This is a genomic window from Ruegeria sp. BF12 (assembly GCF_056538705.1).
Genome location: NZ_JBQFTP010000014.1, coordinates 61,820 through 76,620, shown reverse-complemented (window position 1 = coordinate 76,620; position 14,801 = coordinate 61,820). Strand labels below are relative to the sequence as shown.

The window sequence follows — 14,801 nt, the reverse complement described above, 5'->3', positions numbered from 1 at the left end:
ACCTCCGTTACTGCCGGGCCTAGACCCAGGGAGCGAGGATAATCTTTGGCGCGGCGACCACACCACTCCGCAGGTCACGAAACGCGGCGGCAGCGTCGGGCAACGCCCGCTCCTCCACCCAGTCCAACGCGCCCAGACGACCATCGAAAATCGCCTGCGCGGTCTTTCGAAAATCCTCGACCGTATACGTATAGGTGCCGATAAATGTGATTTCCTGCAAGGTCATACGGCGTATGTCCAAACCTCCTGTGTCTTCGCCCAGCCCAACATGCACTACCACGCCACCCGGCTGAACAAGCTGCGAAGCGGCAGCACGGGTTGCTGTGAAGCCAACGGCATCGATCACCAAAGGGTAGTTATCAGTCGTGGCTGCGCGGGTTTTGAAAGCATCAAGCTCCTGCAGGTACACGCGCCTCGGCTCGTTTGGTTCGACAAGAGTCACGTCTGTGATACCTGCAGCCTTCAATGCCAACGCGGCAGCCACACCAATTGCGCCGCCTCCGATCACCAGCGCTTGCCGTCCCATTGCAGGGTGCAGCGCCTCAAGGCCCAACCGGACGGCGTGCCAGCTGACAGCAAGTGGTTCGGCCAGCGCCGCCTGCTGAAAAGTCACGTGATCCGGAACCTCTACCAAGTTGGAATCTGGCATAGCGACGTATTGCGCGAATGCCCCTTCGCGCGGAGGCATCGAGATGATCTGGCGGTCAATACACAGGTTTTCGCGCCCGGCCTGGCAAGCCGGGCATTCACCACAATTTACCAACGGATTGATCGTCACTCGCGTACCGTCACGTGGCCCGCCAACAATGATGCCCGCGGCCTCGTGGCCCAGAATAAGAGGCGCTGGACGGCGCGCATCGTGACCCAGATAAGCATGCATGTCCGAGCCACAGATTCCGACAGCCTCAACCCGGATCAGTTGTTCACCGATATCGGGCGAGGCATCGGGAACATCCTCATAGGTCAATTGCTCAACACCTTGGTAAACAAGCGCTTTCATTTCGCTGTGAACCCTCCGTCAACCATCAAAACCTGCCCGGTGACATAATCTGACGCCGGTGAGCACAGGAACAGGATCGGTCCATCGATGTCCGCCATCTGCCCGTTTCGGTGCATGCAGGTCTGTGCAGCGTTACGGGCAGCGCGTTCAGGGTCGTCGAACACGGCCTGTGTCAGCTCGGTCGGGAAAAACCCCGGACCGATGGCATTGGCGGTAATACCGTGAGATGACCACGCTTCGGCCATGGCCCTCGTCAACTGTCCGATACCGGCTTTGCTGGCTCCGTAAGCGACCCCGCCGGGAAAGGCGCGCGTTGTCTGCAGCGAGGCAAAATTTACGATCCGTCCCCACCCTTTGACCTTCATCGCGGGCACCAATGCCTGACTCAGGAAGAACGGCGCGCTCAGGTTCAAGGCGAGGGTCTGGTCCCAGCCGTCAGCAGTCACTTCGTCGGCCGGTTCGCGGGTGTTGACCCCCGCTGCATGCACCACGATATCCGGCGGGCCAAATCTGGCGCCGACCTGATTGGCCAACGACGCAACCCGGGACCGTTCGGCTATGTCTGCGACGACGGTATCTATGTTATCGCCGCTTTCCGCCTGCAAATTGGCTAACGCCTCAGCCCGACGCGCCACGCCGACCACGTGCGCACCAGCGGCGGCCAACACCAGCGCCACCCGCCGGCCAAGGCCGGAGCTGGCCCCGGTCACGCAGGCCACCCGCCCAGTCAGATCAAACAACGCGCGGGGGTCATCCATCGGCGGTTAAGTCGAACTGTTCGTCGGGGAAGTATTTTGCCAAACGAATATCCGCGGCACGAGCATGTCCCTCCATCCCTTCAAGGCGGGATATGCGCGCGGTGGCTTCAGCGATGGATTTCGAACCCTCGCGTGTTGCCCGCTGCCAGGTGACGATCTTCATGTATTTGTGGACACTCAGCCCGCCGGTATAGCTGGCCGCGCCTGACGTTGGCAGCACGTGGTTCGTGCCGGTTGCCTTGTCACCATAGGAAACTGTGGTTTCTTCCCCCAGAAATAGTGAGCCGTAGCAGGTCAACCGACCCAGCCACCAATCCAGATCCTCGGCTTGAACGGTCAGGTGTTCAGGCGCGTATTCATCCGAACATGCCGCCATTTCTTCTCGATCAGAACACACAATAACCTCGGCATAATCGCGCCATGCAGCAGCGGCGTTTTCCCGATTCAACTCGGGCAGATCGTCAATCAGCACTGGCACCAGATCCATTACCTTTTGTGCAAGGTCGCGGTCATCGGTGACCAGCCAAACTGGCGAGTTATAGCCATGTTCCGCCTGACTGACCAAATCGGTCGCAACCACATGCGCATCCGCCGAGCTATCCGCAAGGATCAGGCTGTCGGTCGGCCCCGCAATCATGTCGATGCCAACCTTGCCGTAGAGAATACGTTTGGCTTCGGCCACAAACTGGTTGCCGGGGCCCACAAGGATGTTCGCGCGCGGCAGATCGAACAAGCCGTAAGTCATAGCGGCCACGCCCTGTACGCCACCCATCGCCAGGATGCTGTCGGCCCCGCAGATATGCGCAGCATAGACAATCGCGGGCGCCACGCCTTCATTCGGTCGCGGAGGAGAGCAGGCCGTGATATGGCGACATCCAGCGACCTTGGCCGTGGTTACGGTCATAATCGCGCTGGCGATGTGGCTATAGCGCCCTCCGGGCACGTAGCACCCCGCCGCGTCCACCGGGATGGCCTTTTGGCCGGCGATGAAACCCGGCACGATCTCCATCTGAACATCGGAAACTGTAGCTTTCTGCGTTTCGGCAAAGCGGCGTACGTTGTCATGTGCAAAGCGGATGTCGGCTTTCAGCTTTTCCGGCACCAACGCGATGGCGGCTTCGATCTCCTCTGCGCTCATCAAGACATTGCCTTCGTACTTGTCGAACTTGGCTGCGTATTCCAGCGCTTTGGCATCGCCGCCGACCTCGATGTCGGCAAGGATGGTCTTGACCGTGTCATGCACTTCCGTGGCATGGGATTGCGGTGTCAAAGTTGCCTTTTTCAGGTAGTCACGCGGCATATTCGGTAAGTCCTATTGGTAGATTTCAGGAAGCAGAGTGGTCGAAACCGAGGGCACATACGCAATCAGAAGAACCACGATCAGCATTGTCAAAACAAAAGGCACGGCACGGGCTGCGATCTTGAGGATGGACTCGCCCGTAATGCCTGATACGACGAACAGGTTCAGGCCCAGCGGTGGAGTGATGAACCCAACACCCAGCGCGGTGATCATCATGATGCAGAACTGAATCTCGTTCATGCCGATATTGTCGGCCAGTGGCTTCAGTATCGGGGCGAGGATAACAATGTTTGGCGTCGTTTCCATTACGCAGCCCGCAGCGATCAGGATGCCGATCATCAGCAGGATCAAAAGGTACGGATCGTCTGTCATAGCCGTGACCGAAGCAACAAAGCCCTGCGGCACTCCCATGATCGCCAGTGCCTCAGCCAAAGGGGCCGAAAAGGCGATGATCGGCAGGATAACTCCGTTCACCTTGGCTGAACTGACCAGCATCGACGGGAAATCGGCCAGTGTCAGCGTGCGCAGGATGAAGCCCATGATGATGGTGACGACCACTGCGGTCGCACCGGCCTCGGTCGGTGTCAAGCGGCCCGAGAAAATGCCATAGAAGATGATGCCGGGTACGATGAAAGCGTACCAGCCGGATTTCAGCGCTTTGCCTAAATTTGCCAGCCATTCGCCCATGGTCATCATGCCGCCGCCCTCATAGGCGTAGAGGCGGTTCATGATGATGTTGGTGATAAGAATGGAAACCAGAATGGCGAGACCGGGGATCAGCGCGGCGAGGAACAGAGTCGAGGCAGATATTCCCAGCACGAGGCCGATGATGATATAGGCAATCGACGGTGGAATCAGGATACCAGTACAGGCCCCCGCCGCGACCAGTGCACAGGCGTAGGGACGCGGGTAGCCGCTTTCGACCAATCGGTTGATCGTCATGCGTCCCACGGCCGCCGCGCCGGCCGCATCCGATCCCGAGATCGCCGCGAACATGCCGCAGACCAGTACCGTGGCCGATCCGAAACCGCCTTTAGCGAAACAGGTTAGAGCTTCGGCCACATCCAAGAATTTGCGCGACAGGCCGGTGCGGACCAGCACGTCACCGGTCAGGATGAACAAGGGCACAGCGGTCAGGGCAAATGCGTCAATGCCGGTGAACAGGCTCTCGCCCACAAGACTTAGAGGCAGATCGCCAGACATGACCAGCATGACAATTGCCGCCGATCCAATCGCAGCCCAAACCGGAACCGCCATGGCAATCAGTGCAACGAACAGGATCACCGGGACATAGAAATCCCACCCCAGCTCCACGGTTTGATTGAGAGAGTTCCAGAGCATCCGCCTCACCCTCAGTCAAACAGCTTGTCGCCTTCGAAGACGGGAGTGCCGTCACGAAGGGATTTAAGATCACGTAGGAATGACTGGATCAGGCGCCAGATCATCAGCGCAAAGCCGGTTGGAACCGCCATCAAGAACCAGACCTTGGAAACGCGCAAACCGTCGGTGACAGATCCGAACTTGGCCGAGACATGAACCGCCTCATACGACCAATAGAGAGCGATGATCGCGACCAAGAACATCACCAGATCGCCGAAGATATACAGCACCGCCTTGGGGCGCGGCCCAAGGTAGTGCATGATCACGTCGATGCGAATATGGGCGCGTTCCTTGACCGCCGCTGCGGCTCCGATCCAGGCCAAATAGATGAACGAATACCGGACGATCTCTTCGCCCCAGATCGAGGAATAGGCAAAGATCTCACGCCGCAGAACCTCGATGGCCATTGTGATGACCAGCATCACGTAGAACACCAGCAGCAGCCAGCGCTCGGCGTTGCGGTCTATGTTTTGCAGTAAGGTCATCGGTTCCCTCGATGAATGGACAGCCAAGCCAGTGCCTTCGGATTTATGCTTTTTCCGGCCCGGCTGATTGAGTGTGCCGCGGGCGCCTGAGAAGCGCTCGCAGCGATGGCATCAGGCGTCGTGGACGTAGTATTGGCCTTGCGTACCGGCCGCCTCGACCAGTTTCTCGAAGGCGTCCATCGACCCGGCCAATTCAGTCTTGAACGGATCCCAGTCGGCATTCTGATACCCGCCAACACTTTCCCATTCGGCCAGTTGGTCCGCGCTGAGCGAATGGAACTCCACACCAGCCTTGTTCAGCTCGGCCATGGCATAGGCACGGGCCGAGGGAACTTTGGCAAGGTTCTGATGGCTGGTCATTTCAGAGCCCCACATGATGCCTTCCTGAACGTCCGGCGGCATCGAGTTGAACCATTCGAGGTTGCACGAATAGACCTGACTGTCAGGCACGGCCTGCGTGAAGGTCACATGGCTTAGGATGTCCTTGAACCCGAACACATACAGCGCACCCACCGACGGATCGAGCGCATCTGCGACCCCCTGCTTGATGGCCGAGGGGGTCTCCCCCCAAGCAACAGGCGTCGGGTTCGCGCCGACCATACGATAGTATTGCTGCAGCATTTTTGATCCCGGTACGCGGAACTTCACACCGCTCATGTCACCCGGCGTTACGATGGCGTTACCGCCCTGACGTACCGCAACAACGCGCGGATCGATCACCACATAGAACAACGCCTTGAACCCGGCGGCCTCGACCTTCGGGTGAACCTCGTTCTTCCACGTGCCCGAATGCACGAGGTTGGTGAACTTCTGGTTCGAACCGCACAGGTACGGCATGTTGATCAGGTCCACAGTCGAAGCAAACGGTGCGAAATTGGACAGCGAATGCTGCGCGGCCTGAATGGTGCCGCCCTGCACTTTTTGCACCAGCGCCCCACCGGCCCCCAACTGACCACCCGGAGCCAGCTTTACATAGACCTTGCCGTTCGTTGCGTTCTGGATGTTCTCCTTGAGATCCAGTTGCATGATCGGATAACTGCGCGATGCACCCAGCACATAGGCAGTAGCGACGGTCATCACGTGGTCTGCCGCTTGCTCACGCTCACGTTCTTCTTTTGCCGTCTGCGCGGCAGCCTCGGACGACCACAGGACGCCCCCGGCACCGGCAACCAGAGCGGCCGTGAATGCGCCGCTGGCGCTGAGCTTCAGGAAATTGCGGCGCTCTTCTGACGCCAGTTCGTTTCTGTCGTTCTTCATTTAGTGCCCTCCCATTGGAAAAATTCAGCCGTCGCTTTCTGCGTCGCGATCAGCCTCTTTTTTCAGAATTGCGACAACGAACAGGATCGAGGCCGCGAACAGAACCAACATCTCTCCGACATCCCCAAGAAAGGCGTTGTCAGCAAATGCTCCCAAAGCCACGTTTGCAAAGTAGACGACAAACACGATTATGGATGCAGCCAGAAACATCTCTTGGACTCCCTTTGGAATCGGTTCGATGTCATTTGTAAGCGCTTACATTCAAAATGCAAGCGCTTACATAACTGCTTTCCTCTGAGTGCGGTTAGGTTTACACTTATTGAAAAAAGCAAATTGCGAGTTTGAAAATGGCGAAACTTCGGTCCGCGCCGACACTGGATGATGTGGCCAAAATGGCCGGCGTTTCGACGGCAACCGTGTCACGCTGCCTCAACAATCCGGACCGGGTGGTAGAAGCCACGCGTAAGCGTGTTCAATCCGCCGTTGACGCCCTTGGATATACACCGAACTTTGCGGCTCGCGTCATGGCAGCCAAGCGGTCATTCACCATTGGCGCAATCATTCCAACCATGGAAAACGCAATCTTTGCACGCGGCCTTCAGGCCTTTCAGGAAGAGTTGCACCACCGCGGCTACACGCTTTTGGTTTCCAGCTCAGCGTACAAACCCGACATCGAAGAAGAGCAGATCCGGACACTGATTGCCCGTGGTGCCGATGGGTTGCTGCTGATCGGTCATGATCGCGATCCCAAGATCTATGACTATTTGAACCAACAGAAAGTCCCGGCCTTGATCGCCTGGTCCTTTTTGCCCGGTTCAAGGCTCCCCTCCATTGGATTTGACAACCGCGCGGCCATGTTCGAATTGGCAAATCACGTTATCTCACTAGGGCATGAACAGATCGCAGTGATCTCTGGCATCGTCGAGGGCAATGATCGTGCGCGCCTCAGGGTTGAGGGCATTCGGGATGCGATCAGAAACTGCGGTCTCGAGACCGGCAATCTGAAAATTATCGAAACGCCCTATGAAATCGAAAATGGTGCCAACGCGTTCCGCGATCTCATGAATACGGACACACCGCCGACCGCAATCCTGTGTGGCAACGACGTATTGGCCGCTGGTGCCTTGCGGCAGGCACAAGAGCTGGGGCTGAACGTACCCGGCGATGTTTCGATCACAGGCTTCGACGATATCGAACTTGCCCGGATTGTCAGCCCTGCACTAACGACCGTCCATGTCCCGCATCGAGAAATGGGGCTCAAAGCAGCCCTGCAATTGATTGAGATGGTCGAAAATCAAACGACTGGCACTGGTGAGCGGCTGGCGACACGCGTCGTGAATCGCCCTTCGCTGGGCAGCCCCCCCCAAAGCTAGGCGGCTTCTGACTCCATGGTGCGGAATTCGTCTTTCAACCAGGAGTACTTTGCGCACATGGGTCGCGTGAAATGCTGCCGGATCAGTTTCCCCATAACCTTCTGAATCAATTCCGAGGTCGTGACAGGGTACACCTCGGTAGTGAACAGCGACACGGTCCGCACAAAATTGCTGCCCGGAAACGGCATGGCCTTGACGCTGTTATGGAACCGCTGGGTCCGGTGAAAACATGCCGCTGTGGTGATCGCCCAGCCACTGCCTTGGGCGACCAATCCGATGATGGACTGATTGCACTCCAACTCGAACCGGTTCGGAAGGCTGAACTTGCTGCGCGCCAATTGTATCTCGATCTGTTTTCCGATCACGTAATCGCGCGAGTAGCGCAGCAATGGCAAATCCGCGTCCGGAGTAAACAACTCTTCGGGACGGCCTTCAAAGCTGTTGGGCAACACAACTACAAACGGATCGCGCATAAGCGGATACTCGATCAGCCCCTCGGTACGCCCCGGTGGTCTTGTGGCGACGCCGACATCCAGTTTGTGCTCTTGCAGCTTGGCGAGGATTTCGTGGCTTGGGCGTGTGAAATGCCGAAAATTGCAGCGCGGCAGGGCCTGCGCCAGAAACCGAACAAGGTCAGGTGCGATCTGGTTATCGAAATCGTCAATCAGCGCCAATCGCAGGTCGGTCGCATGTTGCCAGTTGCCCGTGCGGATTTCCGCCTCACCACGCTTCAGAACAGTCAGGCCGTCGCGGACATAACGCGCGAACACTTCGCCCGCCGGTGTAAGACCCATTGGTCTGCGACCGTGATCCACCAGTTCGATGCCCAGCGCACTTTCCAAACTGCGCAGATGGTTCGAGACCGTACTGATCGACAAGCCCGTTTCGGACGCGACCTGCTGGATTGATCCGGATTTGGCGATCAGCTGGAAAACTTCCAGCCATCTCAGGCTTAAAGACTTTGACACAGCATTCGACCATTGTTTCGATTTGTTCGAAACTAGCGAAGCAAAGATTTGCCTCTACGGCAATGATGAATTTGGCGGTCGGGTCCGGGCCTACGCCCGCATCCTCTCGAAACCCGGGTCGTATGGACAGGGCGGGATCACACTTGCGCGAACGCGTTGGCCGCAGCTGTCCAGCTCCATTTCACAGCCTACCTCCGCTGCCGAAGGATCAACAAACCCATGCGCCAGGTTCAGACCGATTCGATGCCCCCATTCACCTGAGGTGATCGTGCCAACGACCTTGTCGCCCAGCATAAGCGACGCACCTGGATGCGCGGGACCACGGGTCGAGGAAACTTGCAGCGAAACGAGTTTTTTGCGCGGCCCCTCCGACTGCCGTTTCAGCAACGCTTCGCGCCCGACGAAGTCGCCCTTATCGAGTCGCACAAACCGTTCCAGGCCTGTTTCATAAGGGTCAAACTCAGTGATCAGGTCGGCTTTCCAATGCAAAAAGCTCTTCTCCATGCGCATCGTCTCAACGGCCCGCGCGCCAAACAGTTTCAAACCGTGCGCTTCGCCAGCCCGCCGCAGCGCCAGATAGGCCGCATAGAGCGAGGCGTTGGGCACGTGGATTTCGTAGGCCAACTCACCCGAGAAACTGAGGTTCATGACAGTAACCGGAGCAATGCCGACGAAACACTCACGGACGCTGAGCCAGGGGAACGCATGGGCGGACCAGTCCCCTCTGGCACAACCCGATAATACCTCTCGCGACTTGGGGCCCGCCAATACCAGAATAGTTTGATCATTTGTGAGACTGCGCAGGTGAACGTCTTCGCCGCTTTGCAAGTGCGTCCGCAACCAGTCCATGTCGTGAAACTCGCTTGCGGCGGCCGAGCCATACCACACACGACCCGGCCCCCGGTCACTGCGGGGAAGATTGGCCACCGTTGCCTCGGCCTTGACCATTCCGTGATGGTTCAGCAGATAGCCCAGCCCGACGCGCCCCTCGCGCCGGGTCACGGCACCGCAAAACATCCGGTCCAGAAACGCGTGCCTATCCGAGCCTGTGATTTCGATCCTGTTGAATCCGTTCACTTCGGCCAACCCAACGCCGGTCTGAACATTCCGAACCTCGGCAGCAATCAGATCGAAGGTTTCGTCAAAATCGAAACTGTGTGTTGGTGAGAATTCAGGGGAAGGTTTGATGTAATCCACCCTCTCCCACCCGTTGACCACAGTGAACTCTGCCCCTTCGGATGCCAGAACAGGCGTTAGAGGGGTTGTCTTGGCCGGCCGGCCGGCGGGACGGTGCTCATGGGGAAAGTGAAACCGGAATTCGTTCTGGTAATCCTCAACCGCCTTGAGCGCTGTCAGTTCCACATTGGCGTGGCCCGTGAACCGCCGCGGGTCGAGGCACCAGGTGTCATAACACGCTTCTCCGTGCACGATTTGCTGGGCCAGCAGCCAACCGTGACCCCCGCCTTCGCCAAGGCCCGCGCGCAAACCGATAATGCAATACGCGTTGCGCTTGCCGGGTATCGGTCCGACCAGTGGCGCCCCGTCGATTGTGTAGGTGATCGGCCCATTAACAACCGTGTGAATGCCGACCTCCATCAGCGCAGGCATACGAGCGAAGGCGCCTTCCAACACATCCGTCACTCGGTCCAGATCGTCAGGGCACAATGCGTTGACGAAATTCGGATCGATCCCGTCCATCCCCCAAGTTTTGCAGCCCTGTTCGTAAAACCCAACAAGCAGGCCATTCTTTTCCTGCCGACAGTAATAGTCGCTGATCGGACACCGAAGCAGGGGCATCCGGTGATCGGCATCGCGTATGGCGGGTATCTCTTCGGTCAGGAAATACTGATGCTCCATCGACGACACGGGATGATGGACCCCCATCATCGCGCCAACTTCATTGACCCTGTAGCCGCAGGCGTTGACCACGACGTCACAGTCAATATCCCCGTGCTGAGTATGTACGGTCCAAGTATCATCGCTGTGCTGCGTCAATCCGGTTACGGGCGTGTTTCGATAAACCTCCGCCCCTGCCTTGCGCGCGCGGCGCGCCAGCGCCTGACACAATTGCGCAGGATCGATGTCTCCGTCCAGTGGGTCCCACAAACCGCCGATCAGGTTGTCGGTCGATATCAATGGGTGGCGGCGTGCGCATTCATCGGCATCAATCACCTCAAAATGCACATCCATTCCCCGGGCCATTGAGGCGAAATGGCGATAGCCCTGCATCTGTCCTTCGGTATTGGCCAGACGTATCCCACCGTCCCCGTGATGGTAGTTGATCGGATAGTCCGGATCATCGGCCAGCTCTTTGTACAATCGGATCGAATGGGATTTCAGGCCCACCATTGTCTGGTTCATGCCGAAATTGGTAACCTGCGCAGCAGAATGCCATGTTGTGCCTGAGGTCAGTTCATCCCGCTCGACAAGCACCACATCGCTCCACCCCTCTTGGGTCAGGTGATACAGTGTCGAGCATCCTGCGATCCCGCCACCGATCACAACGGCTCTGGTCCGTGACTTCATTGGCTTTGCTCCCATAGGTCCCGGACAAGTCTTGCGGAATTACAGGTTACCGCGACAACCGCGCAAATGCCGGTGCTGGAAAATCGAAACTGCGATTTCGGATTCTGAAAATGGCGTTTCCGCTTTGATGTCGGCTCGTTCTGCGTCTTACGGTGCAGAAAACAGAGTAAGGGAATTGGGCCGGATGACATCGGAGGGTACGAAACGAAGCGGTCGAAAAGCGCGCCATGCACAGCGTGCCGCCAAACCGGTTGTCGATCCCTGCCCGCCCGGTCAGAAAGGCGGCGCGTTCAAGCCATTGAGCCCGGCGGAAATCGAGCAGATATACGACACCGCCCTGCGTCTGCTTGAGCAGCTGGGCATGGGGAGCGTTCCGGAACGGCTTGCTGCAGATCTCCTAGTTGCCGGTGCTCAACCTGTTGCGCAGGACCGCCTGGTGTTTCCGCGCGCGATGGTCCAGCGCGCGATCAATTCGGCCGCCAAAAATTTCGTGTTCCACGGTCGGGATGAAAGCCGTTCGATCGAGGTGGGTGGTGACCGCGTATTCTTCGGCACCGGAGGCGCCGCGGTTCAGACGCTGGACATCGACAGCGGGGTTTACCGCCCGTCCACGTTGGCCGATCTGCATGACTTCACGCGACTGCAGGATACGTTGGCTAATGTCAGCTGGTTCACCCGGTGCTGCGTGGCGACCGACGTGCCCGACGTAGTCGATCTGGACGTCAACACGGTCTACGCGCTGGTGCGCAACACGACCAAGCCGGTGGCCACCTCGTTCACACTGGCCGAACACGTTGGCCCAATCATTGAAATGCTGGATATCGTGGCTGGAGGGCCAGGTGAATTTGCCAAAAGACCCTTTCTGAAAGCCCATATCAGTCCGGTCATTTCTCCGCTGAGATATGGCGAGGATGCGGTGGACGTCGTCTATGAATGCATTGCTCACAACATACCGATGTCCTGTATCACGGCCGCGCAGGCAGGGGCGACGGCCCCGGCAACATTGGCCGGATTTCTGGCGCAATCGCTGGCCGAGACACTGGCCAGCCTTGTGATGGTCAACACAATCAAACCCGGCTTTCCTATGGTGTTTTCCAATTGGCCCTTCATCGTGGATCTCAGAACCGGGTCATTCGCCGGAGGCAGCGGCGAAACGGCGATTCTCAACGCAGCATCCGCGCAGATCATCAATTGGATGGGGCTGCCTTCCGGCGTCGCGGCCTCGATGACGGACGCCAAAGCCATTGACGCGCAATACGGGGTTGAGAAGGGGATGACGTCACTTGCCGCCGCGCTGGCCGGGGGCAATCTGATCTACGAGAGTTCGGGCATGACCGCATCGCTGCTGGGCGCGAGTTTCGAGGCTTTTGTTCTGGACAACGAAATGCATTCGCACACCTATCGCGCCTTGCGCGGGATCGAAGTTACCGAAGAGAACCTTGGCTTTGACGCCATCTGCCAATCGGTTCTGGGTGACGGGCACTTTTTGGGTAGCGAACACACTTATGCTGCGATGGAACGGGATTATTTTTATCCCGAACTTGCGGACCGTCAGGAACCGCGCACCTGGCAAGACGATGGCGCCAAGGATGCATGGTCGTCGGCAAATCAAGCCGCCAAGGACGTTCTGGCCACCCATCACCCAGAATATCTTACGCCCGAACAGGACGCCGAAATTCGCAGACGGTTTCGCATTTTGATCTGAAAACCACAGGGCATTCCCAGTTAGTGGATGACCCGCTAGGGTCACCCGAGGAAACCTGCGGAGGATAGGCCCATGACCGATTCATTTTTTCAGCCGGTATCGGCGATGGAGTTGGCCCGGTTTGCCGGCATCCCCACTTTCATGCGCCTGCCCAGTCTGGATCTGGACCACGAACGCATATCTGATGTCGAACTGGGTCTTGTCGGTATTCCCTGGGACGGCGGCACCACTAATCGCCCCGGCGCGCGGCATGGTCCACGGCAGATGCGAGACTATTCCACGATGATCCGGGCGATGAACCCCGTTACCGGAGTCGCGCCGTTCTCGTTGGTCAATTGCGCTGATCTGGGGGACGTCGCGCCCAATCCGGTCGATATCGAAGACACCCTAAACCGGGTCACTGACTATTACTCGACCCTGCACACCAAAGGCATCACGCCTTTGACCGCGGGCGGGGATCACCTGACCACCCTGCCCGTCCTGCGCGCATTGGCCGCCACGGGCCCTGTCGGCCTGATCCAGTTCGACAGCCACACAGATCTGTTCGACACCTATTTCGGCGGCCATAAATTCACTCACGGCACTCCGTTCCGACGCGCGGTCGAAGAAGGTCTCGTCGACCCCAAACGCTTTGTGCAGGTCGGCATTCGCGGCACTGCCTACAACACCGAAGATATCGAGTGGGGCGAGGCGCAGGGCATTCGCATCATCCGCATCGAAGAGCTGTTTGATCGAGGCATCGACGACGTGATGGCCGAGGTGCGCGGTATCGTCGGAACGGCCCCCACCTATTGCACCTACGATATCGACTTTGTCGATCCGACATACGCGCCCGGCACCGGCACACCGGAAATCGGCGGCCCCAACAGCTTTCAGGCCCAGCAGGTCATTCGCCAGATGTCCGGTGTGAACCTGATTGGTGCCGATCTGGTCGAGGTCTCACCCCCGTTCGATCCGAACGGAGGCACCGCGTGGCTGGGCATTTCGCTGATGTTTGAATTGCTTTGCGTTCTGGCACAGGCCGTCGACGCTCGGCGAGCTTAACTCGCGGCGACGTTCTCTGCGATCATCGAAATCATCTCGAACATCACCGCCGCTGCGGTCAGCGCGGTGATGTTGTTCGGACTGTCCTTGGTCGGCATCATGCAGACCACATCGCCGCCCACAATATTCAACCCGCGCGCCGCGCGCAGGATGCCAACAGCTTCATCAATATCGAACCCCTTCTCGCCGGGCTCCAGATTGGACACAGCGGGTGCTACGGTCGGGTCGAGGCAGTCCAGATCGAACGTGATATAGACCGGACGATCACCCAAAACTTCTTTGGTCTGAGCAACCACGTCCTCCAGCCCACGCTGGCGGAACTCGCGCATGGTGACGATGCTGTAACCATAGTCGTAAGACGGTTGCAGCCAGTCCAGGCTGCGCGGATGGCCACGCAACCCGATCTGCATCGATCGTGTCGGATCAACCTGCCCCTGATCGGCAAGATACGCGCCCCAATGGGCCGCCGACTTTTTGGCGCCCAGAAAATGGTCGACCTTTGTGAACACATCCGTATGTGCGTCAAGGTGCAGAAAACTGACCGGCTGACCACCGGCAATCTGGCCTCGGCCCAGCGCCTGCACGATCCCGCCGGTGATGGAATGGTCTCCGCCAACGGAAACGGGGCGCGCGCCGGCTGCATCGATATCCTTGTAGAATTCGGTGATGCGTTCGATGCAGTCCTCGTTATCGTTAGCCTTCGGAAACGGGACATCGCCCACGTCAGCGATCCGCGCGCTGTTCCACGGGTCGATTTCGAATACCGAATGCACCCGCCGCTGTACGGCCGAGACGTGGCGCAAGGCGCGCGGACCCAGATGCTGATCTCTTTCGGTCGTGCCATTACCGGTCGAATGCGGCACCCCCACCAGCGCGATATCCTGTCCCTTAGGTCCGACATTGGGGCAACGGAACAAGGTGGGTACACCCCACCAATACAGATTGTCCATCATGGATTGCTCGTAAAGGTCGGTCATGATTTCCCTCGATCAAAGAAAACGCCCC

The 14,801-nt window shown here is 58.3% G+C and carries 13 protein-coding genes; 3 read left to right on the top strand and 10 right to left on the bottom strand.

Going from position 1 to position 14,801, the window contains the following annotated elements:
- Positions 1-19 precede the first annotated feature (19 nt).
- The 7 genes from ACR0J0_RS19020 to ACR0J0_RS18990 all read right to left on the bottom strand — a co-directional run bounded on the left by ACR0J0_RS19020 (position 20) and on the right by ACR0J0_RS18990 (position 6,390).
- The gene (locus tag ACR0J0_RS19020; RefSeq protein WP_480665600.1) at positions 20-1,000 is read right to left on the bottom strand and encodes an alcohol dehydrogenase catalytic domain-containing protein; all 981 of its coding nucleotides are present in this window, start codon (positions 998-1,000) and stop codon (positions 20-22) included.
- Positions 997-1,758 (bottom strand): SDR family NAD(P)-dependent oxidoreductase, encoded by a 762-nt coding sequence (locus ACR0J0_RS19015; protein ID WP_480665599.1) that lies wholly within the window; start codon positions 1,756-1,758, stop codon positions 997-999. The genes ACR0J0_RS19020 and ACR0J0_RS19015 overlap by 4 nt, the downstream gene beginning before the upstream one ends.
- A complete protein-coding gene (gene hisD, locus ACR0J0_RS19010) occupies positions 1,751-3,058 on the bottom strand; it encodes a histidinol dehydrogenase (RefSeq protein WP_480665597.1) in 1,308 nt (435 codons plus the stop codon). The genes ACR0J0_RS19015 and hisD overlap by 8 nt, the downstream gene beginning before the upstream one ends.
- Positions 3,059-3,070: 12 nt before the next feature.
- Complete coding sequence (locus ACR0J0_RS19005) at positions 3,071-4,399, bottom strand: TRAP transporter large permease (protein ID WP_480665596.1); 1,329 nt, start codon at positions 4,397-4,399, stop codon at positions 3,071-3,073.
- A gap of 11 nt (positions 4,400-4,410) precedes the next feature.
- On the bottom strand, positions 4,411-4,923 hold the full coding sequence (locus ACR0J0_RS19000; protein WP_480665595.1) for a TRAP transporter small permease: 513 nt from the start codon (positions 4,921-4,923) through the stop codon (positions 4,411-4,413).
- A gap of 111 nt (positions 4,924-5,034) precedes the next feature.
- Positions 5,035-6,180, bottom strand: a complete 1,146-nt coding sequence (locus ACR0J0_RS18995; RefSeq protein WP_480665594.1) for a TRAP transporter substrate-binding protein — start codon at positions 6,178-6,180, stop codon at positions 5,035-5,037.
- A gap of 24 nt (positions 6,181-6,204) precedes the next feature.
- A complete protein-coding gene (locus tag ACR0J0_RS18990) occupies positions 6,205-6,390 on the bottom strand; it encodes a hypothetical protein (RefSeq protein ID WP_480665593.1) in 186 nt (61 codons plus the stop codon).
- A gap of 137 nt (positions 6,391-6,527) precedes the next feature.
- Here ACR0J0_RS18990 and ACR0J0_RS18985 point away from each other — a divergent pair, with 137 nt between their 5' ends.
- Positions 6,528-7,553 carry a LacI family DNA-binding transcriptional regulator gene (locus ACR0J0_RS18985; RefSeq protein ID WP_480665592.1) on the top strand — a complete coding sequence of 342 codons (1,026 nt, stop codon included), beginning with the start codon at positions 6,528-6,530 and terminating at the stop codon, positions 7,551-7,553.
- On the opposite strand, the gene ACR0J0_RS18980 is transcribed toward ACR0J0_RS18985, so the two are convergent.
- Positions 7,550-8,521 (bottom strand): LysR family transcriptional regulator, encoded by a 972-nt coding sequence (locus ACR0J0_RS18980; protein WP_480665591.1) that lies wholly within the window; start codon positions 8,519-8,521, stop codon positions 7,550-7,552. The two genes, ACR0J0_RS18985 and ACR0J0_RS18980, sit on opposite strands and share 4 nt — an antisense overlap.
- A gap of 90 nt (positions 8,522-8,611) precedes the next feature.
- Complete coding sequence (locus tag ACR0J0_RS18975) at positions 8,612-11,047, bottom strand: GcvT family protein (protein WP_480665590.1); 2,436 nt, start codon at positions 11,045-11,047, stop codon at positions 8,612-8,614.
- Positions 11,048-11,231: 184 nt separating this feature from the next.
- Here ACR0J0_RS18975 and ACR0J0_RS18970 point away from each other — a divergent pair, with 184 nt between their 5' ends.
- A complete protein-coding gene (locus ACR0J0_RS18970) occupies positions 11,232-12,752 on the top strand; it encodes a trimethylamine methyltransferase family protein (RefSeq protein WP_480665589.1) in 1,521 nt (506 codons plus the stop codon).
- Positions 12,753-12,824: 72 nt separating this feature from the next.
- On the top strand, positions 12,825-13,796 hold the full coding sequence (locus ACR0J0_RS18965; protein WP_480665588.1) for an agmatinase: 972 nt from the start codon (positions 12,825-12,827) through the stop codon (positions 13,794-13,796).
- Here ACR0J0_RS18965 and ACR0J0_RS18960 read toward each other — a convergent pair.
- On the bottom strand, positions 13,793-14,773 hold the full coding sequence (locus ACR0J0_RS18960) for an arginase family protein (RefSeq protein WP_480665587.1): 981 nt from the start codon (positions 14,771-14,773) through the stop codon (positions 13,793-13,795). The two genes, ACR0J0_RS18965 and ACR0J0_RS18960, sit on opposite strands and share 4 nt — an antisense overlap.
- Positions 14,774-14,801: the final 28 nt, after the last annotated feature.